The sequence below is a fragment of the Humibacter ginsengisoli genome, assembly GCF_054780095.1.
In genome coordinates, this window is sequence record NZ_BAAGWZ010000002.1 from 173,425 (window position 1) to 193,813 (window position 20,389).

Below are 20,389 nucleotides of genomic sequence, written 5' to 3' on the forward strand. Positions count from 1 at the left end.
AAGGGGCCCTTTCGTTAGGTCTGTGCAGTCCCGGCGCTGTCGGCGACGAGGGCGTCCGCCGCCCGCTCGCGCACGGCATCCTCGTCGCCGGCCGTCGTGCCGCCTGCGATGCCGTAGACGATGAGGCGGGTCAGCGTGTCGTCGTCGAACGAGGGCTCCACCGTGAACCCGGGAACGGACATCGCGAACGCGACGATGCGGATGAACGGTGCGACGTGCTCAGCCGGCACGTTCAGCCGGTCGAGCTCGGGCTCGATGAGTCGCGCCACGGTGGACGCGTACTCCCACTTCTGCTCGGGCTTGCGGTTCCGCAGGTGCGGCGGCTCTGATCCGGTGTACCCGATCGCCGACATGATGCTGATCACGCCGTGGAATCGTCGCCGCAACACGTGCAGGATGCGACCGACCTTCGCCTCCAGCGGCAGGCTGGGGTCGATCTGGGCGATGCTCGCCCGTACCGGCGCAGAGTCGAGGTAGACGTCGGCCGCTTCCCGCAGAAGCGTCTCCTTGTCGCCGAACACCCGGAAGATGGTCCCCTCGGCGACGCCGGCGGCCTCAGCGATCTGACGCGAGGTCAGCGCCGCGCCGTGCTCGATCATGGCGGGGATCACGGCGTCGATGATCGACGCTTTGCGTTCCTCTGGGGGCAGCGGGCTGGCGCGATTCGGTATCTTCGGCACGCGGAGATGCTAACTGAGTGCGCGCTCACTCCGCAACGCGATGATGATTCAGGATGCCGTCAGCACGGTGAACTCGCGGGAGTACGCGGGCGATCCGGCGCCCTCCCGCCAGGTGACGCGGATGCGTGGCGGCGGGGCTCCCCGGCCCGCCATGACGCGGAACTGCAGCACGTCGTCGCGGTCGACGTCACGCGGGATCACCTCGTCGGGTCGCACATACTTCGGCGGGACGGTGACGTCGGACAACAGGGCATCGCGCGCCTTCGCGAGGCCCGTGTTCCGCAGGGCCCAGGTCGAATTGCGTACGCGCTCGAGTTGCCATGACACCTGCACGACCCGCTCGGTGGATCCCCCGCCTCCTGCGACGTCGTGGTCCTCCGCACGCTGCACGGTCGCGCGACCGGGTGCCTGCTCGCGCGACGACGCTGCTGCCGCCGGCACGCCGCCGGTCAGAGCGCTCGCCTGGATGCGGGCCGCCTCGGCCTCGGCGTGTTCCGCCTTGTCGGATGCCGCTTCGGCCTCACGACGGCTTGCGGCTGCAGCAGCCTGGGCCGCCGCAGCCGCCTGCGCGGCGCGGGCCGCTTGCTGCGCGGCGTTCGCCGCATCCTGCCTGCCCTGGACCACCCTCGTCTCGAGCTGCTCGAGTCCGGCCGCTGCGGCTTGCGCATTGGTCTCGGCGCGAGCGACACCGGATGCCGCGGCCGCCGCACGTTCCTCCGCCGTTCGTGCCCGCACAAGGGCGACCACCGCGAACGCGATCGCCACGAGCGCGACGACGAGAGAGATGACATCCAGGAGTACCACGGGGGAATTCTAGGTCTCTCCCTCCCCACGTACCCGAATCGAGGATGCATCCACCGCAGCCCCTCCCGGCACCGCGTGTGTCGGATGCCGTGCGTACCGTCGAGTCATGGACGCATACCTTCTTCGCATGCCGAGCCCGATCGGCAGGCTCGAGCTCCTCTCCGATGGATCCGCCGTCACCTCGCTGAGCATCGAGCGCGACGGCGCTCTTCCCCGCGACCACATTCCCGAGCACCCCGACGACGTGCTCCAGGCGGCACGCGACCAACTCGACGAATACTTCGCCGGGAAGCGCCGCACGTTCGACGTTCCGCTTGCGCCGGACGGCACGCCGTTCCGGCGAGCCGTGTGGGACCGGCTGCGCGATGTCGGCTGGGGCGAGCACATCACCTACGGCGAGCTCGGCATGGCGGTGGGCAAGGCCACGGCCGGCCGGGCCGTCGGCGGGGCAATAGGCTCGAACCCCATACCTCTCTTCATCGGATGCCATCGCGTACTGGGCGCGGACGGCCGCGTCACGGGCTACAGCGGCGGTCAAGGCATTCCGACGAAGCTCTGGCTCCTCGAGCACGAAGGGATAACCCTCGCCGCATGAGCGACACCGAAGAAGCCGTGCAGGGCAGCGCGCCGCCGAGGCTTGCTGGCATGACGGATGCTCCAGCACCCAAGAGGCGAGGCGACGTGCTCGTCGGCGACGACGGCATAGCACGATGCGCGTGGGTGGGCGCCGATCTCGAGTATCAGCGCTACCACGACGAGGAGTGGGGCACTCCGCTGTGCGACGACCGCGCCCTTTTCGAGAAGATCTGCCTGGAGGGATTTCAGGCCGGGCTCTCCTGGCGCACCATCCTGCTGCGCCGGCCGGCGTTCCGGGAGGCGTTCCACGGATTCGACGTGCAGCAGGTCGCCGCGATGACGGGAGACGACGTCGAACGACTGCTGCAGAACGCGGCGATCATCCGTCATCGCGGCAAGATCGAGGCGACCATCGCCAACGCCCGCGCAACCGCCGCTCTGGAGCAGCCGCTGAGCGACCTCATCTGGTCGTTCGCACCCAACGATTCCCGAGCCGATGTGCCCGAGTCGATGAGCGACGTGCCCGCGGTCACACCGGAGTCGACAGCCCTGAGTCGTCGATTGCGCGCACTCGGGTTCCGGTTCGTCGGCCCGACCACGATGTACGCGCTCATGCAGTCGGCTGGTCTCGTGGACGACCATCTGAGGGGATGCTGGCGCGCCGCCGTCGCCGAGGGCTCCGGGAAGTAGTGGGCGCGCGCTGCGGCAAGCGATTCGAGTGCCGGACGGTGGTGCCCGGCAGGTCGTGCCCGGCACCTGCGTAGGCCGGGCCGGCGGAGATCCGGTGGTCCTTACGGTGTGCCTCGTGGTGACCGGTATCGCACTTGCCCGACCGCAGGCGATCAGAAACCCGATCATCGCACCGTGAACGACCACTCTGGCGCACGGAGGGGACGCGCGCCGACCTCATTCGCCGACCCGACGGTATTGCGTTCGCCCGCGTGTTGAAGAGGCTTCCGAGGCCGCTGCGAGCGCCCTGATTGTCACCCTGTCGTCCCAATGGGCGTCGCCGCGTGTGAACGTGCCGACCCCCGCTGGCACATAGTCGATCCTAACTCAGTCGGCCACCAGCAGGACCTCACGATTGGCTGCGGATTCCATCCGGAACCCGACCGAACGAGCCCACTCCATGAACCCGTGCACGGAGCGAACGCGCGGCCGCTCCAGCGCGAAGGCACGCACCAAGGTGCCCTTCGCGTGCTTGTTGAAGTGGTTCAACGCACGACGCGTGCCGTCCGGTCCTTCGGTGACGACCCGCACGAAGGCCGCATCGTCGCGATCATCCACCGGCCCGAGCGCCACATATCCCTCCGAGCGCAGGTCGATGATCGGGCCCGCGACCTGTCCCAGCGCCGCGGTGACGGCGGATGCCCACAGCGAGCGAAGACGGATGCCTGGCAGCCGCGACGTGGCCGACATCCGGTAATCCGGAATACGGTCGAGCGCTCCGACCGGGCCGAACACGGCCGAGTGGATAGCCGTGGTGCGGCCGAGGTGGCGGCGCGCCTCCTGTGGCAGGCTTGCGGCATCCAGTGCGTCGTAGAGCACCCCCGTGTAGCGGTCGATCGCCGGCATCACGGGCGCGTCGAAAAGGACGGCGTTCGTGTCGAGCTCGTCGACCAGCGTTCGCGGAATGCCGAGCGCCTTCGCCACCTCTTCCCGATCGCCACTGGTTGCAACGCGCACGAGCGCTCGAGCAGTCTGATCGCGCTCAGCAAGCAGCTCGGGGAACCGCAGTTTCGCCAGCTCGAGCTGCGCGCGTCCTCGGCCGCCGGCGCGCTTGGACTCGGACGGCGGCAGCAGAATCAGCACGGAGCGCCGGACGCCGCTGTCGTAGCGCGTGCGCGCAACGTGCCAAGGTCACGATGGCTCGTGACCACGCCGGGTCCCTGGCTCACGGCGCGAGGAACCGGATGGCGGCCTCGACGTTCTGTCCGAGGGGGTTCGCGGTATCCAGCGTGATGCGCGGCAACTCCGCGCACTCCCCCTTCCACGGCTGGTAGTCCTCCAGGCTCTGTTCGACGGCGCGCCACGACGGTTCCTCGAAGTGCGGCAGGTTGCGCACCCGCTTCTCCAGCCTCGTACGGTGCAGTTCGGGATCGGAGCACTCCACCTCGATCACTCGCAGCGGCACATCGGCACGCAGCCCGAGATCGCGCCACTGCAGACGTGCGGGCTCCACGGCGTTCACGGCATCCACGATGACGCTGTGTCCCGACATCAGCACCTGCTCTGCGAGGGTCTCCGCCACGAGGTATGCGGCGAGCCCGGTCGGCTGATCGGCGTCGATGCCGGCGTGCAGGATGGCGGACTCGATCGGGTCTACGGACACGATGGTCGCGCTCAGCCGCGCGCTCACCACTTCGGCGATCGTCGACTTGCCTGCGCCGGGCAGACCGGCCATCACCACCAGTGCCGGTACCCGGATTTCTCCGAACTGCCGTTCAACCGTCGCCGATGCCACTTCGGCCCCCTCCCTGCCTTGCGTGGAACGCGCTGGTGCGAATCCCTCGTCAGACCAGCTCGGCCTTGCCCGCGAGCACGGTCAGCTCGTTGTTCTCGAACGACACGAAGCCGTCCGCGGCACTGGCGACGAGCCGCTCCCCGCCGGGAAGCGTGATGCGTACCTCGCCCTCGGCAAGCGTTCCGAGCAGCGGCGTGTGGCCGGGGAGGATTCCCACCTCCCCGACCGTGGTTCGCGCCACGACCATCGACGCATCGCCCGACCAGATCTCCCGATCGGCCGAGACGACGCTGACCTTGATGGTCGCCATGGTCAGCCGTTCTCCTTCTGGATCTTCGCCCACTTCTCCTCGACGTCGGAGATCGGGCCGACGTTGAAGAACGCCTGCTCGGCGACGTGATCGAAGTCACCGCGGCAGATCGCGTCGAACGACTCGATGGTCTCCTTCAGCGGCACCGTGGAACCCTCGACGCCGGTGAACTTCTTCGCCATGTAGGTGTTCTGCGACAGGAACTGCTGAATGCGACGTGCGCGCGAGACGGTGACCTTGTCTTCCTCGCTGAGCTCATCGACACCGAGGATGGCGATGATCTCCTGCAGCTCCTTGTTCTTCTGCAGGATCTGCTTCACGGTCGTGGCGACGCGGTAGTGATCCTCACCCAGGTAGCGCGGGTCGAGGATGCGGCTGGTGGAGGCCAGCGGGTCGACCGCCGGGTAGAGACCCTGCGACGCGATCTCACGGGAGAGCTCCGTCGTGGCGTCCAGGTGCGCGAACGTCGTCGCCGGCGCCGGGTCGGTGTAGTCGTCGGCGGGCACGTAGATGGCCTGCAGCGAGGTGATCGAGTGACCGCGCGTCGAGGTGATGCGCTCCTGCAGCACACCCATCTCGTCGGCCAGGTTCGGCTGGTAGCCCACAGCGGAAGGCATGCGGCCGAGCAGCGTCGACACCTCGGAACCCGCCTGCGTGAAGCGGAAGATGTTGTCGATGAACAGCAGCACGTCCTGCTTCTGAACGTCGCGGAAGTATTCCGCCATGGTCAGGGCGGACAGCGCGACGCGCAGACGCGTCCCCGGCGGCTCGTCCATCTGGCCGAAGACCAGTGCGGTCTTGTCGAAGACGCCGGCCTCCTCCATCTCGTGGATGAGGTCGTTGCCCTCACGGGTACGCTCACCGACGCCGGCGAAGACGGAGACACCGCCGTGATCCTGGGCGACGCGCTGGATCATCTCCTGGATGAGCACGGTCTTGCCGACGCCGGCACCGCCGAACAGGCCGATCTTTCCACCCTGTACGTACGGCGTGAGGAGGTCGATGACCTTGATGCCGGTCTCGAACATCGTGGTCTTCGACTCGAGCTGGTCGAAGGCAGGGGACTTGCGGTGGATGGGCCAGCGCTCGGTGATCTCGATCTTCTCGCCGGGCTCGAGGTCGAGCACTTCTCCGGTCACGTTGAAGACGTGACCGAGTGTGACGTCTCCCACGGGGACCGAGATGGCGGCACCCGTGTCGCGCACCTCCTGGCCGCGCACGAGACCGTCGGTGGGCTTCAGCGCGATGGCGCGGATGAGGTCGTCGCCGAGGTGCTGGGCGACCTCGAGTGTGATCTCGTGCGCCTCCTCCTCGTCGCCGGTGAAGTTGATCGTCGTCTTGAGCGCGTTGTAGATCTCGGGAATCGAATCGTGCGGGAACTCGATGTCGACGACGGGACCCGTGACGCGCGCGATGCGGCCGACGCCCGGCGTCGTCTCCGCTACCGCGGCCTCGTTCTCGGCGGTGGCTGTCGGTGTCATTTCTTTCTCTCTCTGTTTCGTCGTCAGACGTCTACTGGGAGGCCAGTGCTACTGGGAAGCCAGTGCGTCGGCGCCACCGACGATCTCGGAGATCTGCTGCGTGATCTCCGACTGTCGTGCGTTGTTCGCCAGGCGTGTGTAGTTGGTGATGAGCTTGTCGGCATTGTCGCTCGCGGCCTTCATGGCCTTCTGGGTGGCCGCGTGCTTCGCCGCCGCCGACTCCAGCAGCGCGTTGTACAGGCGGCTGTGGATGTAAGCGGGAAGCAGCGCGTCGAGCACGGTGTCGGCATCCGGTTCGAAATCGTAGAGCGGGAGCATCGACTTGTCTTCGACCTCTTCGATGCCCTCAACGAGTTCGAGCGGTAGCAGGCGTACGACGCGGGGCGTCTGCACCAGCATGCTCACGAACCGGTTGTAGACGATGTGGATCTCGTCGACGCCGCCCTCGTCGGTGTCTTTCGTGAACGCCTCGACCAGCTCGCTGCCGATCTCCAGTGCGTTGTCGAAGGTCGGTGCGTCGGTGATCCCGACCCAGTCGCGTACGCTCTCCCGCTTTCGGAACGCGAAGAACCCGACCGCCTTGCGCCCGACCAGGTAGAACACGACCTCCTTGCCCTGCTCGGTGAGCAGGGACTCGAGCTCGAGCGCCTCACGGATGACCTGCGAGTTGAACGCACCGGCGAGGCCGCGGTCGGAGGAGAAGATCACGATCGCCGCGCGGCGCACGTTCTCCGCCTCGGTCGTGAGCAGGTGCTTCACGTTGGAGTGAGCGGCGACGGCCGCAACGGCGCGGGTGACCGCCCGCGTGTACGGGGCCGACTCCTGCACGCGAGCCTGCGCCTTGTAGATGCGGCTCGCCGAGATCAGCTCCATCGCGCGGGTGATCTTCTTCGTCGTCTGGGCAGAGCGGATGCGCTGCCGGTAGACCCGAAGTTGCGCTGCCATGGGACTCCTGTCTGGGTGTCAGCTCGTCGGATGCGTCGCTCAGCGACGCCCGGTGACGATCTTCTCCTGGTCGATTTCCTCTTCTTCGATCGCCTCGTAGCGCTCGCTGCCCGGTTCGATCAGCGAGTGGCCGGCGCTCGTCTGAAACTCGAGCTTGAAGATGTCGATCTCACGCTCGAGAGTGGCGACGGTCTCGTCGTCGAGCACGTTCGTGTCGCGAAGCGTGTCGAGAACGGTCGTCGTGCGACGCAGGAAGTCGAGGAACTCGGACTCGAAGCGAAGGATGTCTTCCACCGGCACCTCGTCGAGCTTGCCGTTGGTGCCCGCCCAGATGGAGACCACCTGCTCCTCGACCGGGAACGGCGAGTACTGCGGCTGCTTGAGCAGCTCGGTCAGGCGCGCACCGCGATCGAGCTGGCGGCGGGATGCCGCGTCGAGGTCGGAGGCGAACATCGAGAACGCCTCGAGTGCGCGGTACTGTGCGAGCTCGAGCTTCAGCGTTCCGGAGACCTTCTTGATCGACTTCACCTGGGCGTCGCCACCGACGCGGGACACCGAGATGCCGACGTCGACCGCGGGACGCTGGTTCGCGTTGAAGAGGTCGGACTGCAGGAAGATCTGGCCGTCGGTGATGGAGATCACGTTGGTCGGAATGTAGGCGGAGACGTCATTCGCCTTCGTCTCGATGATCGGCAGCCCGGTCATCGAGCCCGCCCCGAGCTCGTCGGAGAGCTTCGCGCAACGCTCCAGCAGACGCGAGTGCAGGTAGAAGACGTCTCCCGGGTACGCCTCGCGCCCCGGCGGGCGACGCAGCAGCAGCGACACGGCGCGGTAGGCCTCGGCCTGCTTCGACAGGTCGTCGAAGATGATCAGCACGTGCTTGCCTGCATACATCCAGTGCTGGCCGATGGCCGAACCGGTGTACGGGGCGAGGTACTTGAAGCCGGCAGGGTCGGACGCGGGTGCCGCGACGATGGTCGTGTACTCCATGGCACCGGCATCCTCGAGCGCGCCCTTCACGCCCGCGATCGTCGAGCCCTTCTGCCCGATGGCGACATAGATGCAGCGCACCTGCTTCTCCGGGTCGCCCGATTCCCAGTTGGCCTTCTGATTGATGATCGTGTCGATCGCGATCGCGGTCTTGCCGGTCTGGCGGTCGCCGATGATGAGCTGGCGCTGTCCGCGACCGATCGGGATCATGGCGTCGATGGCCTTGATGCCGGTCTGCAGCGGCTCGTGCACGCTCTTGCGCTGCATGACCCCGGGGGCCTGCAGTTCGAGTGCGCGACGGCCCTCGGTCTGCACGGCGCCGAGTCCGTCGATCGGGTTGCCCAGCGGGTCGACGACGCGACCGAGGTAGCCGTCGCCGACCGCGACGGAGAGAACTTCTCCGGTGCGCGTGACTTCCTGGCCCTCCTCGATGCCGGCGAACTCGCCGAGCACGACGACACCGATCTCGTTCTCGTCGAGGTTGAGCGCGAGACCGAGCGTGCCGTCCCCGAAGCGGAGAAGCTCGTTCGCCATGGCGCCCGGAAGCCCTTCGACGTGCGCGATGCCGTCTGCAGCGTCGACCACGACGCCCACCTCGGTGATGGCTGTGGTGTCGGGCTGGTACCCCGACACGAAGTCTTTGAGAGCGGCGCGGATCTCGTCCGGGCTGATGCTGATGTCTGCCATTTCGTATTCCTTGATGTGTGCGTCGTGCCGGGTCAGCCGGCCAGTTTCAGTCGCAGATCGGCGAGACGGTTCGCTACGCTGCCGTCGATGACATCGTCGCCGATCTGCACCCGGAGGCCGCCGATGAGCCGGGGGTCGATCGTGATAGCGAAACGGGGGGTGCGTCCGTACCGTTCTGTGAGCGAGGACCGCAGCCGGTCCAGCTGGCCAGCGGTGGGCGGAGCAGCGGCGGTGATGGAGACGACCATGGCACCGGCATCCTGTGCGACGATCTCCGCGATGTGCGCGATGACCTCGACGAGGCGCCGGCCGCGCTGGGTCTGAACGGCGTAGCTCACCAGCACGAGGGTGGCGTCGCTCGCCTTGCCCTTCAGAAGCCGTTCGACGATCTCGACCCTTCGTGCCGGATCGCCGAGTTTGCTTCCGAGCGCGAGCTCCAGCTCGTCATCGCTGTCGACGGCCCTCGCGAAAGCGAAGAGCTCGGACTCGATCGTGCCGTCGTCACCGGACGCACGCGCGACCGCGCGAATGCCGACCTCCTCGACCCCGTCGATCAGCTGCACCGGGCTGGACCAGCGCGACTGCGCCATTCCGCTCAAGATGCGCAGCGCGGTGGCGTCATAGGACCCGAAGATGCGGGTGACGAGCACGCCCTTGTCAGCGGGCTCCACGGAGGGGTCCGCGAGCAGCGCCTTCAGCTGCGGCGTGCCGAAGATCGTGCGCCCGGCGGCGAGCAACTGCTCGCCGGTGCGCAGCGTCACCTCGGATGCGTCGGCCAGTTCGGCCTTGGCACGATCGAGTGCTTCGCGGGTCGCGGATCCCACTTACTCGCCCGCCTTCGAGAGCTGATCCTGCTCGAGGTCGGCGAGGAACCGGTCGACGAGTGCTTCGGACCGCTTGTCGTCGGAGAGCACCTCTCCGACGATGCGGGAGGCGAGGTCGACGGCGAGCGTTCCGACCTCGGCGCGTAGCGAGGCCAGCGCGCCGGCTCGCTCCGATTCGATCTGCGCCTGTGCGTTCGCGGTGATGCGGGCGGCTTCGGCCGACGCGTTCTCCTTGAGCTCCGCCAGGATCGCCGCGCCTTCGACTCGGGCCTGCTCGCGGATGCGGCCGGCCTCGGCACGGGCCTCGGCGAGCTGAGCGGTGTAGCGCTCGAGCACGGCGTTGGCGTCGGCCTGCATCTTCTCGGCACGCTGGATGCCGCCGTCGATCGCGTCACGTCGCTCGTCGAGCAGCTTGTTGATCGCCGGAAGGCCCTTCACGATGAAGAAGACCAGGATGATGACGAAGACGATCGTGCCCCACAGAAGGTCAGGGATCGTCGGGATGAGGAGGTTTCCCTCGGCGACGACGGCTGTGGAGAGCATTAGGACTCCTTCGAAAGTTGCGTTCTGGCCGGCTGAGCGTTACGGCTTCGGGAACGGAATGAATGCGACCGCGATCGCGATGAAGCAGAGCGCCTCCGTCAGCGCGACGCCGAGGAACATGAGGCTCTGCAGGCGGCCCTGCAGCTCGGGCTGACGGGCGACCGACTCGATGGTCTTGCCGATGACGTAGCCCACGCCGATACCGGAGCCGATAACGGCCAGACCGAAGGCGAGCGGAGCGAGTTGTCCGACGATGTTCACGTGATTGTTCCTTTCGAGGGGTGGATGATGCGGCGCTGCGAGCGGATCAGTGCTCTTCGGCCACCGCGAGCTGGATGTAGATGGCGGACAGGATCGTGAAGACGTATGCCTGCAGGATCGCGACGAACAGGTCGAGCAGCGTGAACGCGATGCCGAAGGCGAACGACCCGACGCCCAGCAGACCGAGCAGGTTGCCGTCGGTGAGCACGGTGAAGAAGAAGAACTGCGTGGCCGCGAAACACAGCACGACGAGCATGTGGCCGGCCATCATGTTCATGGTGAGTCGCAGCGTCAGAGTGACCGGCCGCACGATGAACGTGGACAGGAACTCCAGCGGCGTGAGCAGGAAGTAGAGCGGCCAGGGCACACCGGGCAGGAACAGCGAGTCCTTCCAGAAGCGCCACCCCTTCTCCTGCATGCCGGCGATGACGAACATGAACCACGCGATGATGGCCATCACCATCGGAAGCCCGATGATCGACGTCGGCGCGACCTGGAACCCGGGTATCGACCCCATCAGGTTCATTCCGAGGATCAGGAAGAAGAACGTCATCAGGAGCGCCTCGTAACGCTTGCCGACGCGCTCACCCAGGTTCTGGTAGATGATGCCGTTGCGCACGAAGCCGACCATGTACTCGAACGCGACCTGCGTGCGCGACGGGCGCAGCTTCATGTTCCGCGTGCCGAGCCAGAAGACCAGCAGCACGAGAAGGCACACGAGGATGCGGATCAGCATCACCCGGTTCAGGGCGAACGGCGTTCCCGCGAACAGCACGTCCGGCGGGAAGAAGTCGTTGATCGAGGGACCCTCGAACCCGCCGGAGTTATCGCCTTTGACAGACAGCACTGTGGAAAGAAGCATGGGCGTTATCAGGGCATTCTCCGGCATCGGTGTTCAACGAGGAACGGGGTCGGGGTCTGAATCACTCTACCAAACGTAGAAGGCGTTTCTGCACGCTCGTCTCGGGCCGCTTCCGACCACCCACGGCCAGTCGGTGACTGGTTAAGGACGAGCACCGGGATCGTCCTCGACGGTCGTGGCCGACTCGCTCGGGGCATCCGTCGAGGGCAGCTCGACGTCGACGTACGGCACCCTCGCACGCATGTAGGCGATGCAGTCCAGGATCAACGAACCGAGAACGGCGACGATGATTGTGAAGAACATCACACGTCCGTCGACCCACTTCTGCGAGCCGACGAGCAGCACGACGATGACGAACACGATGACCTTGAGCAGCCACGCGCCCATCACGGTGCCGAAGTAGACGGGCGACGTCAGGTCGCCACCCGCGAGCCGGTAGGCGACGAGCATCGTGACGGCGGTCAGTCCCAGATACACGGCCGCGACGACGGCGCCGAGCAGACCGCCGAGCAGACCGGGGACACCCGAGACGGCAAGGCCGATCAGGCCGGCGATGACGGCGACCGCCAGCGCGAAGATCGCGCCGTACTTCAGCGCGAGCATCAGCATCGGCCGGGCTCCCATCGGCCGCGGGCTCTGCCGTGCAGCGCCCGCAGGTCGGTGCGGTTCGGTCATGATGCGGATTCCTTCCGTGGTTCGTGCTCAGACGGTTCATGTTGCAGGTCGTGCGACGACTTGTGCCGGGATGTCTCGGACGCCGCGTCCAGCGGATCGAGCCGGGCCGCGGCATCCGCTCCCCTGGCATCGGGCGGGGTCAGCTCCGCGGCGACCTCCGAGCTCTTGCGCCGGCTGAGCGGGGCGAGCGTGAGAGCCGTGCAGACCACGAGTCCGACGCAGAGGAACACGATGGCCGGCCACAGCGGCTGGAAGTAGAACAGCAGGCAGCCTATCGAGACCACAGCCGTCCAAGCGTAGAAGATCAGCACAGCGTGCAGGTGGGTGTGCCCCATGTCGAGCAGGCGATGGTGCAGGTGCTTGCGGTCGGCACTGAACGGTGACTTGCCGACTCGCACGCGGCGGAACACCGCAAGGCCGAAGTCCAGCAACGGCACCACCAGCACCGCGAACGGCAGGATGATCGGGATGAACGCGGGGAACAGCGCCCGCGGACCGCCCTGCTGGATGGATGCCGGATCGAGCTGCCCCGTGACCGCGATCGCGGAGGACGCCATCAGCAGGCCGACGAGCAGCGCTCCGGTGTCGCCCATGAACATGCGGGCCGGATGCCAGTTCAGCGGCAGGAATCCGGCGCACGCCCCGACCAGGATGATCGCGATCACCGAGGCCAGGCTGAAGTAGTTGGACGGGCTCGTCTTCACAGTGATCAGGTAGCTGTACAGGAAGAACGCGCCGTTGGCGATGAGTGCGACGCCGGCGACGAGGCCGTCGAGACCGTCGATGAAGTTGATCGCATTCATCACCAGCACGATGGCGATGACCGTCATGGCAACGCTCATCCACGGCGATCCGACGGTCACTCCCCCACCCAGCGGGAGGGAGTAGATCTGCACGCCGAGCCACGCCACAAGACCGGCGGCCACGAACTGCCCGGCGAGCTTGGTCATCCAGTCGAGATCCCAGAGGTCGTCGGCAACGCCGATCACGACGATCAGCAGGGCGGCGCCGAGGATGGCGAAGACCGGGGTCGGGTCCGAGAACACGACGCCGAGCAGCGGACCACCGAAGCCGGGGAACGTCAGGGAGAAGAGGTAGGCGACGCCGAAGGCGATGACGATGCCGAGGAACATCGCCACACCGCCGAGGCGCGGGGTGGGCCTGGTGTGCACATCGCGGTCGCGGATGCGCGGGTACAGCTTGAATCTCAGCGCCACGCGCCACACCACGATCGACAGCACGAAAGTGACGATCGCGGTGATCAGCCCGATGACGACGAGAAGGGTCATGTGGGCTGCTGATCTCCGGTCTCGTCGGTCTCCAGCGCGTCGCCGACCACCTCGCGGATCTGCTCGTCGGAGATCACGCCGTGACGCAGGATGCGGATCTTTCCGCTGCCGGATGCCAGGGCCGTGGCATCCACGATGGTCGACGAGGTCTCGGTGACCCCGGTCTCGGCGTAGTCTCCGCCCACCTGCCCACCGTCGAGATAGACCTGCACGCTGTCGCCGAGCATCTCCTCTGCTTCCTGCGCTGTGGTGGCGGCGGGCATACCCGTCTTGTTAGCGGAGGAGACGGCGAGCGGTCCGGTGGAGCGCAGGAGTGCGAGCGCAACCGGGTTGTTCGGCATGCGCAGCGCGACGGTGCCCTTGGTTTCGCCGAGATCCCAGGAGAGGGAAGGCTGCGACGGAAGCACGATAGTGAGCCCGCCCGGCCAGAACGCGCCGGCCAGGTCGCGGGCCTCCTGCGGAACGGTCTCGGCCAGCGCGTCGAGCGTGGCGAGCGCCGGGATGAGCACGGGCGGCGGCGACTGGCGACCTCGGCCCTTGGCGGCCAGCAGGCTCGCCACGGCGGCGGCACTGAAGGCATCCGCACCGATGCCGTAGACGGTGTCGGTGGGAAGGACGATGAGGTCGCCGTTCTCGACGGCAATGCGCGCTTGGCTGGTGCCCTCGGCGAGACCGGTGTCGTCGGAGCAGTCGAAGAAGGTGGTCATGACCGAATGATTCTAGGGTGCGCCTCTCCACGGCGGCTGCGCTGGCGCTGGCATCCACGACCTGGCCATCATTCTGCTTACGTTGCATACTGTTTATGCTCTACACTTTGAGTACGTGGTACACAGAAGCGTGGCGAAGAAGGGACAGTGATATGACGACGAAAACGCTTGGGCGGCCGGCCATCGAGGTGGTCGGCCTGCGCAAGGCCTACGGAAAGCACACCGTGCTCGACGGCGTGGACTTCCACGTCGCGCGCGGCGAGATCTACTCGCTGCTCGGCCCGAACGGGGCGGGCAAGACCACCACGGTGAACATCCTCTCCACCCTCATCAAGCCGGATGCGGGCACCGTGCGCGTCGCCGGCGTCGACGTGCTCCGCCGGCCCTCCGCGGCGCGCAGCCGGTTCGCGCTGACGGGTCAGTACGCGTCGGTCGACGCGTTCCAGACCGGCAGGGAGAACCTGAAGATGATGGCGTCGCTGAACCATCTGGAGGGCGCGGCCGGGCGTCGCAGGGTCGAGGAGCTCCTCGACGCGTTCGACCTGGGCGAGGCGGCGAATCGCAAGGTCGGCGCATACTCCGGCGGGATGCGACGACGCCTCGACCTTGCGATCAGCCTGGTGGCGGCGCCAGAGGTGCTTTTCCTCGACGAGCCGACGACCGGCCTCGATCCACGCAGCAGGTCGCAGCTCTGGTCGCTCGTCGCAGGCCTCGCGGCGAACGGCACGACCATCCTGCTCACTACGCAATACCTGGAAGAAGCGGAGCGGCTTGCAGACCGTGTCGGGGTGATCGACGGCGGACGCATCGTGGCCACCGGCACGCCGAGTCAGCTCAAGTCCGAGGTGAGCGGCGACCACATCGTGTTCTCGTTCGGTACGCCGGGCGATGTCTACCGCGCGGCCGACCTGGGTCGCGAGCGGAACGACCTCGAGGTGGACGAGGACGCACTGACGGTGCGGATGCCCCCGGTCGACGCTGTCGCGGACATCCGCTCGTTCCTCGCCGAGACGGCGGCACACGACATCCAGGTGACCGATATCGCCATCGTCGGGCCGACGCTCGATGACGTGTTCCTCACCCTGACCGGTACGAGTCCGGCGCAGCGCGGCAGCTCGGCCGTAACCACAACCGACAAGAAGGAGAAGGCGGCATGACCACGCTCGACTGGGCTCCGGGGATCGCCCGTACGAAGAAGACGGGACTCGGCACGTCGCTGGCCGACATCGTCACGATGTCTGGCCGGGAGCTGCGGCGCACCGTGCGGAGCGTGGACTCGCTCGTCACCGCGTTCGCCATTCCGGTGAGCATCATGCTCGTGTTCGTCGTGATCTTCGGCGGTGCCATCGAGTCCGACGGCGACTATGTGAACTACGTCGTGCCGGGGACTCTCGTGCTCTGCCTCGGGTTCGGCTCGGCAGCCACCGCTGTCGGCGTCGCCCAGGATGTCGGCAGCGGCACCGTCAACCGGTTCAAGACCCTTCCGGTGCTCGGCTCCGCCGTGCTGCACGGGCACGTGGTGGCCAGCGTTCTGCGCAACCTCGCGGCCTGCGTGCCCGTGATCGGTGCGGCGCTCCTGCTCGGCTACCGCCCCGAGGCGGAGTTCGGCGGGTGGCTGGCGGCGCTGCTGTTCGTCGTGCTGATGATCCTCGCGTTCACCTGGCTGAGCACGCTAGCCGGGCTGTTCCTCAGCGTCGACGCTGCGTCATCCATCAACTTCGTTTTCCTCTTCCTTCCCTACGTCTCCAGCGGCTTCGTGCCGGTGGACACGATGCCGGCATGGCTGCGCGGTTTCGCGGATCACCAGCCGTACACGCCGATCATCGAGACGCTGCGGGACCTGCTGTCGGGCAGAGCGCCGGGGAGCACGCTGTGGCTGGCTCTGGCGTGGCTGACCGGCATCCTCGTGGTCGGTGTCGCAGGCTCGGCCCTCGCCTTTGGACGCCGTGTGAAGGAGTAGCGTGAAGCACCATGTCCGACGAGCACGTCAGCACCGATCTGGCCCTGCCGCACGCGGTGGCTCTGTCGTGGGGAGTTGCTGAGCGACCCCAGCGCGGACCGAAGCGGGAGCTCAGCATCGAGCGCATCGTGGACGCCGCCATCGAGATCGCGGATGCCGAGGGCCTCGGCGCGGTCTCGATGGCGCGCGTCGCATCGGCGCTGGGTTTCACGACCATGTCGCTCTACCGGTACGTGACGAGCAAGGACGACCTCCTCCTCCTGATGCAGGACGCGGTCGCGGACATCGAGCTGCCCGAGCCTCCCGAGGACGACTGGCGCGCAGGCCTGCGGCAATGGACTTACGCGAACCTCGAAGCGTTCACGCGGCACCCGTGGTACAGCCGCATTCCGGTCAGCGGCACGCCGATGACGCCCAACGTGATGCGCCTCATCGACACCGCGCTCCGGGCTCTCCGCTCGGCTCCCCTGCGGGACGAGGAGAAGATGGCGTGCGTGCTGCTCCTGGCGTCGTACGTGCGCGGTGTGGGCGACGTGCAGTCCGACATCGCCACCTCGGGCGCAACTCCTGAGGAGGTCAGCGGTGCGCCGTTCGCCGCAGCACTGGCACAACTCGTCACCCCGGACCGCTTCCCCGACCTGGCACCCCTCATCGCCGGCGGCGCGTACACGAACACCGAGTTCGACGATTTCGCCTTCGGGATCGAGCGGATGCTCGACGGCGTCCAGCGCTACATCGAACAAGGTGGTTCCGCTGAAACCGCGGCTGCGTCGCCGGATGACGCGCAGGATGCCGCCCTCTACGGCTCGGACAAGCGGGTCAAGGAGGCCGCGAAGGCACGCCGGGAGGCGGAGAAGGCGCTTCGCGATGCGCGGAAGCGCGAGCGTGACGCGCTGAAGTCCGCCCGTGAGCGTGCCCAGAAGGAACGACCCTCGCGATAGCATCCCGCCCCGCACCGTGAGGGTGCTTTTCTGGCTGTCGTGCCTCCTCCGAGCTCAGCGAAGGGCCGTGGTCACGCGGTCGCGCAGGGTCAGGTCGACGTGCGTCGCGGAGGCGTGCCAGCCGTCGGCATCCAGGATGCTCCGCACCTCCTCCCCCTGGAACTCGCCGTGCTCGATCGCGACGAGCCCACCGGGCCGTAGCAACGTGAGCGCGCGTCGGGAGATCACTCGCACCACATCGAGCCCGTCTTCCCCGCCGTAGAGCGCGACGGGCGGGTCGAAGAGCCGCACCTCAGGGTCGCGCGGGATCGCGTCGTCGGGCACGTACGGCGGGTTCGACGCGACAACCGCGACGCGGCCTTCGATCTCGGGGAAGGCATCCGCCAGATCGCCCCGCATCAACTCGAGGTTGCCTGCACCGCTCTCGTTCACGTTGCGGCGCGCCCATTCGTACGCCTCGGGCGAGCGCTCGACGGCGAAGATGCGGGCGTGCGGAACCTCGGTCGCCATGGCGAGCGCGACCGCACCGCTTCCCGTTCCGAGGTCGATGCCGATGGGCTCCGGCTCGGCGGAGGATCGCAGCGCGTCGACCGCGAGCTGCGCCAGCAACTCGGTCTCCGGCCGCGGCACGAAGACGCCAGGACCCACCAGCAACTCGAGCGAACGGAACGGTGCACGGCCCGTGATGTGCTGGAGTGGCTCGCGGGCGGCGCGGCGCCGTACCGCGTCGCGAAGGCGCGCAGCTTCGGATATCGGCACGCGGACATCCATCACCGCCTTCGCCTGCACGGAGCCCCTGCTCACGCCCAGCACGTGCCCGGCAAGCAGCTCGGCGTCGACGGTCGGGTCCTGGATGCCTGCAGCGGCGAGCGCCTCCGCCGCCTCGTTCAGCAGCGCACGCAGTGACGCGGCTTCGCCATCGCCCTGCGTCGGGTCTGCCTGCATGTCGAGTCCTTCCACTGTCGGTTCCGCGGACGTAACACACACGACGCGGCGCAGACGTCAAGAATAGGCTGCGACGAGGTGCGCGCGATGCCGCTTGGGGCATCGTCGCGAGGCTTCCGAACGAACCCCGAAAGGCGTGATCCATGACCGGCAAGATCTACACCGACATCACCCAGGTGGTCGGCGGCACACCGCTCGTGCGGCTGAACCGCGTCACGGACGGCGCGGATGCCACGGTGCTCGCGAAGCTCGAGTTCTACAACCCGGCGGCGAGCGTGAAGGACCGCATCGGCGTGGCCATCATCGACGCCGCCGAACAGGCGGGAGCGCTGAAGCCCGGCGGCACGATCGTGGAGGGCACGAGCGGGAACACCGGCATCGCACTCGCCTTCGCTGCAGCGGCCAGAGGCTACAAGCTGATCATCACGATGCCGGAGACCGCCAGCAAGGAGCGCCGCGTGCTGCTGCGCGCGTTCGGTGCAGAGGTACTGCTCACTCCCGGCGCCGAGGGGATGCGCGGCGCCGTGGAGAAGGCGCAGGAGATCGTCGCGAACACCGACAACGCCATCTGGGCGCGGCAGTTCGCGAACGAGGCGAATCCCGAGATCCATCGCGCGACCACGGGGCCGGAGATCTGGGCGGACACCGACGGCGCCGTCGACGTGCTGGTGGCCGGCATCGGAACGGGCGGCACCATCACCGGAGCAGGGCGGTACCTGCGCGATCAGAAGCCGGACATCCGCATCGTCGCGGTCGAGCCCGAGGAGTCGCCGATCCTGAACGGCGGTGCGCCCGGCCCGCACAAGATCCAGGGGCTCGGCGCGAACTTCGTGCCCGAGGTGCTCGACACGTCGATCTACGACGAGGTGGTCGATGTGAACGCGGATGCCGCGATCGCGATGGCGCGGCGACTCGCCGCCGAAGAGGGGATCCTTGGGGGCATCTCCTCGGGAGCCGCGGTGCACGCGGCCGTGCAGGTGGCGAAGCGCGAGGAGAACTCGGGCAAGACGATCGTGGTCGTGGTGCCGGACTTCGGTGAGCGCTACGTGTCGACCGTGCTCTACCAGGACCTGCAGGACTGAGTTCGTCTCGATGAGCGTGCTGTCGCGGATGCGCGAAGACGTCGCGGCCGCGAGGCGACACGATCCGGCGGCGCGAAGCGCTGCCGAGATCGTGCTGTCGTACTCCGGTCTGCACGCGATCTGGCTGCACCGCGTCGCGCACCGCTGGTGGCGCTCGCCCGGCCTCAAGCTGCCTGCGCGCCTGCTGTCGCAGTTCGCGCGGTTCCTGACCGGGATCGAGATCCATCCGGGAGCTCGTATCGGGCGCCGGTTCTTCATCGATCACGGGATGGGTGTGGTGATCGGCGAGACCGCGATCGTCGGTGACGATGTGATGCTGTATCACGGCGTGACGCTGGGCGGGAAGTCGCGGGGACGCGGCAAGCGGCATCCCACCCTGCACGACGGCGTGGTGGTCGGGGCGGGCGCGCAGGTGCTCGGAGACATCGTCATCGGTGCACGATCGGTGGTGGGGGCGAACGCTGTCGTCGTGAAGACGGCCCCGCCGGACTCGGTGCTGGTGGGCATCCCGGCGCGTGCGAGACCGCAGGATGCTCCGCATCACCTCTCGCAGACCCACTCCGATGAGGCCTGGCTCGATCCGGGCATCTACATCTGACTCGGCCGCGTCTCTGCCGTTCGGGTCACACTTTCTGTTGCCTCACGGGCGATCACGCCCGTCGCCACAGGCGCCATCGGCGCACTCGATCCGTCGTCTGGGGCACATCCTGCGCCGCGGTCTCGGCGGCTCGCCTGCTCGCACGGCGTTCTCGCCAGGCTGCCAGTTCCCGTTCGACATCCCGAGTGGGCGTGACGACCGGAGGCCCACCCAGGAGTTGCCTGCGGGCCTCGATCACGCGTCGGTTGAAGTCCTCCAGAGCCTCGCGCACGTCGGCTTCACGGCTGAGCCTGTCGAGGCGGCCTTCGAGCTCGGTGTTCTCGACGCGCAGCGTCAGCGCCGCCGGACCGAGCCCATGCAGCTTCTCGGTCTCGATCTTGCGGCGGATCCACCAGTTTTCATCGTGGGTGCCGCCCAGGCCGGGCAGCGGCTTGCCGAATCCCGGCAGGTTGTCGAAGTCGCCACGGCGGATGGCCTGCTGCAGCTCCGTCTCGACGATGGCGGTCTGCAGATCCGAATATCTGCCGACGCCCTCGCTCGGCTGACCATTCCCGTCAGAGTCGATGCTTCCGGAGGGATCGGACTCGCTGGCAGCGAGGCGGCGCCGGTATTCGTACCGGGCTGCGGCAATCCTCGGATCCTCGGCCATCGTGGCACCTCCCCCACGAGCAATCGGCAACGGGCCGGGCTCCGGCGCAATGGCGATTGCACCTGTCCCGCTCGCTTCACCGGGCCGGAGCCATAACTCAACCGTATCGAAGCGGT

The 20,389-nt window shown here is 67.4% G+C and carries 24 protein-coding genes; 7 read left to right on the forward strand and 17 right to left on the reverse strand.

Features of this window, described 5'->3' with window-relative positions; genetic code table 11:
- Positions 1 to 14: 14 nt before the first annotated feature.
- Together ACYVI5_RS03170 and ACYVI5_RS03175 are read right to left on the reverse strand one after the other, a co-directional pair.
- Positions 15 to 680, reverse strand: a complete 666-nt coding sequence (locus ACYVI5_RS03170) for a TetR/AcrR family transcriptional regulator (RefSeq protein WP_460578955.1) — start codon at positions 678 to 680, stop codon at positions 15 to 17.
- Positions 681 to 728: 48 nt separating this feature from the next.
- Positions 729 to 1,484, reverse strand: coding sequence for a hypothetical protein (locus ACYVI5_RS03175; RefSeq protein ID WP_460578956.1), 756 nt, complete (start codon positions 1,482 to 1,484; stop codon positions 729 to 731).
- Positions 1,485 to 1,590: 106 nt separating this feature from the next.
- On the opposite strand from ACYVI5_RS03175, the gene ACYVI5_RS03180 reads away from it, so the two are divergent.
- Positions 1,591 to 2,079, forward strand: coding sequence for a methylated-DNA--[protein]-cysteine S-methyltransferase (locus tag ACYVI5_RS03180; protein WP_460578957.1), 489 nt, complete (start codon positions 1,591 to 1,593; stop codon positions 2,077 to 2,079).
- Positions 2,080 to 2,129: 50 nt separating this feature from the next.
- Entirely contained in the window at positions 2,130 to 2,750 is a 621-nt protein-coding gene (locus ACYVI5_RS03185) for a DNA-3-methyladenine glycosylase I (RefSeq protein ID WP_460579214.1), read from the forward strand.
- Between the two features lie 366 nt (positions 2,751 to 3,116).
- Here ACYVI5_RS03185 and ACYVI5_RS03190 read toward each other — a convergent pair whose 3' ends face one another.
- The 13 genes from ACYVI5_RS03190 to ACYVI5_RS03250 all read right to left on the reverse strand — a co-directional run bounded on the left by ACYVI5_RS03190 (position 3,117) and on the right by ACYVI5_RS03250 (position 14,098).
- Positions 3,117 to 3,872, reverse strand: a complete 756-nt coding sequence (locus tag ACYVI5_RS03190; protein WP_460578958.1) for a YaaA family protein — start codon at positions 3,870 to 3,872, stop codon at positions 3,117 to 3,119.
- 82 nt (positions 3,873 to 3,954) lie between these two features.
- Positions 3,955 to 4,524: a P-loop nucleotide/nucleoside kinase family protein gene (locus ACYVI5_RS03195; protein WP_460578959.1), complete on the reverse strand. Its 570-nt coding sequence runs from the start codon at positions 4,522 to 4,524 to the stop codon at positions 3,955 to 3,957.
- A 49-nt stretch (positions 4,525 to 4,573) separates the two neighbouring features.
- Complete coding sequence (locus ACYVI5_RS03200) at positions 4,574 to 4,834, reverse strand: F0F1 ATP synthase subunit epsilon (protein ID WP_460531366.1); 261 nt, start codon at positions 4,832 to 4,834, stop codon at positions 4,574 to 4,576.
- 2 nt (positions 4,835 to 4,836) lie between these two features.
- A complete protein-coding gene (gene atpD, locus ACYVI5_RS03205) occupies positions 4,837 to 6,315 on the reverse strand; it encodes a F0F1 ATP synthase subunit beta (protein WP_460578960.1) in 1,479 nt (492 codons plus the stop codon).
- A 48-nt stretch (positions 6,316 to 6,363) separates the two neighbouring features.
- Complete coding sequence (locus ACYVI5_RS03210) at positions 6,364 to 7,260, reverse strand: F0F1 ATP synthase subunit gamma (protein WP_460578961.1); 897 nt, start codon at positions 7,258 to 7,260, stop codon at positions 6,364 to 6,366.
- A 39-nt stretch (positions 7,261 to 7,299) separates the two neighbouring features.
- Positions 7,300 to 8,937 (reverse strand): F0F1 ATP synthase subunit alpha, encoded by a 1,638-nt coding sequence (atpA, locus tag ACYVI5_RS03215; RefSeq protein WP_460578962.1) that lies wholly within the window; start codon positions 8,935 to 8,937, stop codon positions 7,300 to 7,302.
- Between the two features lie 32 nt (positions 8,938 to 8,969).
- Positions 8,970 to 9,761, reverse strand: coding sequence for a F0F1 ATP synthase subunit delta (locus ACYVI5_RS03220; RefSeq protein WP_460578963.1), 792 nt, complete (start codon positions 9,759 to 9,761; stop codon positions 8,970 to 8,972).
- Positions 9,762 to 10,304: a F0F1 ATP synthase subunit B gene (locus ACYVI5_RS03225; protein WP_460531353.1), complete on the reverse strand. Its 543-nt coding sequence runs from the start codon at positions 10,302 to 10,304 to the stop codon at positions 9,762 to 9,764.
- Between the two features lie 39 nt (positions 10,305 to 10,343).
- On the reverse strand, positions 10,344 to 10,565 hold the full coding sequence (gene atpE / locus ACYVI5_RS03230) for a F0F1 ATP synthase subunit C (protein WP_286289434.1): 222 nt from the start codon (positions 10,563 to 10,565) through the stop codon (positions 10,344 to 10,346).
- Positions 10,566 to 10,611: 46 nt separating this feature from the next.
- Positions 10,612 to 11,427: a F0F1 ATP synthase subunit A gene (atpB, locus tag ACYVI5_RS03235; RefSeq protein WP_460578964.1), complete on the reverse strand. Its 816-nt coding sequence runs from the start codon at positions 11,425 to 11,427 to the stop codon at positions 10,612 to 10,614.
- 141 nt (positions 11,428 to 11,568) lie between these two features.
- On the reverse strand, positions 11,569 to 12,102 hold the full coding sequence (locus ACYVI5_RS03240; RefSeq protein WP_460578965.1) for a hypothetical protein: 534 nt from the start codon (positions 12,100 to 12,102) through the stop codon (positions 11,569 to 11,571).
- Positions 12,099 to 13,391, reverse strand: a complete 1,293-nt coding sequence (locus tag ACYVI5_RS03245) for an MraY family glycosyltransferase (RefSeq protein ID WP_460578966.1) — start codon at positions 13,389 to 13,391, stop codon at positions 12,099 to 12,101. Before ACYVI5_RS03245 ends, ACYVI5_RS03240 begins: the two co-directional genes overlap by 4 nt.
- Positions 13,388 to 14,098 (reverse strand): L-threonylcarbamoyladenylate synthase, encoded by a 711-nt coding sequence (locus tag ACYVI5_RS03250; RefSeq protein ID WP_460531339.1) that lies wholly within the window; start codon positions 14,096 to 14,098, stop codon positions 13,388 to 13,390. The genes ACYVI5_RS03245 and ACYVI5_RS03250 overlap by 4 nt, the downstream gene beginning before the upstream one ends.
- 152 nt (positions 14,099 to 14,250) lie before the next feature.
- On the opposite strand from ACYVI5_RS03250, the gene ACYVI5_RS03255 reads away from it, so the two are divergent.
- The 3 genes from ACYVI5_RS03255 to ACYVI5_RS03265 are packed head-to-tail and all read left to right on the forward strand — an operon-like array spanning position 14,251 to position 16,999.
- The gene (locus ACYVI5_RS03255; RefSeq protein ID WP_460578967.1) at positions 14,251 to 15,255 is read left to right on the forward strand and encodes a DrrA family ABC transporter ATP-binding protein; all 1,005 of its coding nucleotides are present in this window, start codon (positions 14,251 to 14,253) and stop codon (positions 15,253 to 15,255) included.
- Complete coding sequence (locus ACYVI5_RS03260) at positions 15,252 to 16,058, forward strand: ABC transporter permease (RefSeq protein WP_460578968.1); 807 nt, start codon at positions 15,252 to 15,254, stop codon at positions 16,056 to 16,058. The genes ACYVI5_RS03255 and ACYVI5_RS03260 overlap by 4 nt, the downstream gene beginning before the upstream one ends.
- Positions 16,059 to 16,069: 11 nt before the next feature.
- Positions 16,070 to 16,999 carry a TetR/AcrR family transcriptional regulator C-terminal domain-containing protein gene (locus tag ACYVI5_RS03265; RefSeq protein WP_460578969.1) on the forward strand — a complete coding sequence of 310 codons (930 nt, stop codon included), beginning with the start codon at positions 16,070 to 16,072 and terminating at the stop codon, positions 16,997 to 16,999.
- Positions 17,000 to 17,053: 54 nt separating this feature from the next.
- Here the strand turns inward: ACYVI5_RS03265 and prmC are convergent, their stop codons facing one another.
- Complete coding sequence (gene prmC / locus ACYVI5_RS03270) at positions 17,054 to 17,944, reverse strand: N5-glutamine methyltransferase family protein (RefSeq protein ID WP_460578970.1); 891 nt, start codon at positions 17,942 to 17,944, stop codon at positions 17,054 to 17,056.
- 143 nt (positions 17,945 to 18,087) lie between these two features.
- On the opposite strand from prmC, the gene cysK reads away from it, so the two are divergent.
- On the forward strand, positions 18,088 to 19,026 hold the full coding sequence (gene cysK, locus ACYVI5_RS03275; RefSeq protein ID WP_460578971.1) for a PLP-dependent cysteine synthase family protein: 939 nt from the start codon (positions 18,088 to 18,090) through the stop codon (positions 19,024 to 19,026).
- A gap of 10 nt (positions 19,027 to 19,036) precedes the next feature.
- A complete protein-coding gene (gene epsC, locus ACYVI5_RS03280; RefSeq protein ID WP_460531321.1) occupies positions 19,037 to 19,624 on the forward strand; it encodes a serine O-acetyltransferase in 588 nt (195 codons plus the stop codon).
- Between the two features lie 52 nt (positions 19,625 to 19,676).
- Here the strand turns inward: epsC and ACYVI5_RS03285 are convergent, their stop codons facing one another.
- A complete protein-coding gene (locus ACYVI5_RS03285) occupies positions 19,677 to 20,273 on the reverse strand; it encodes a DnaJ family domain-containing protein (RefSeq protein WP_460578972.1) in 597 nt (198 codons plus the stop codon).
- Positions 20,274 to 20,389: the final 116 nt, after the last annotated feature.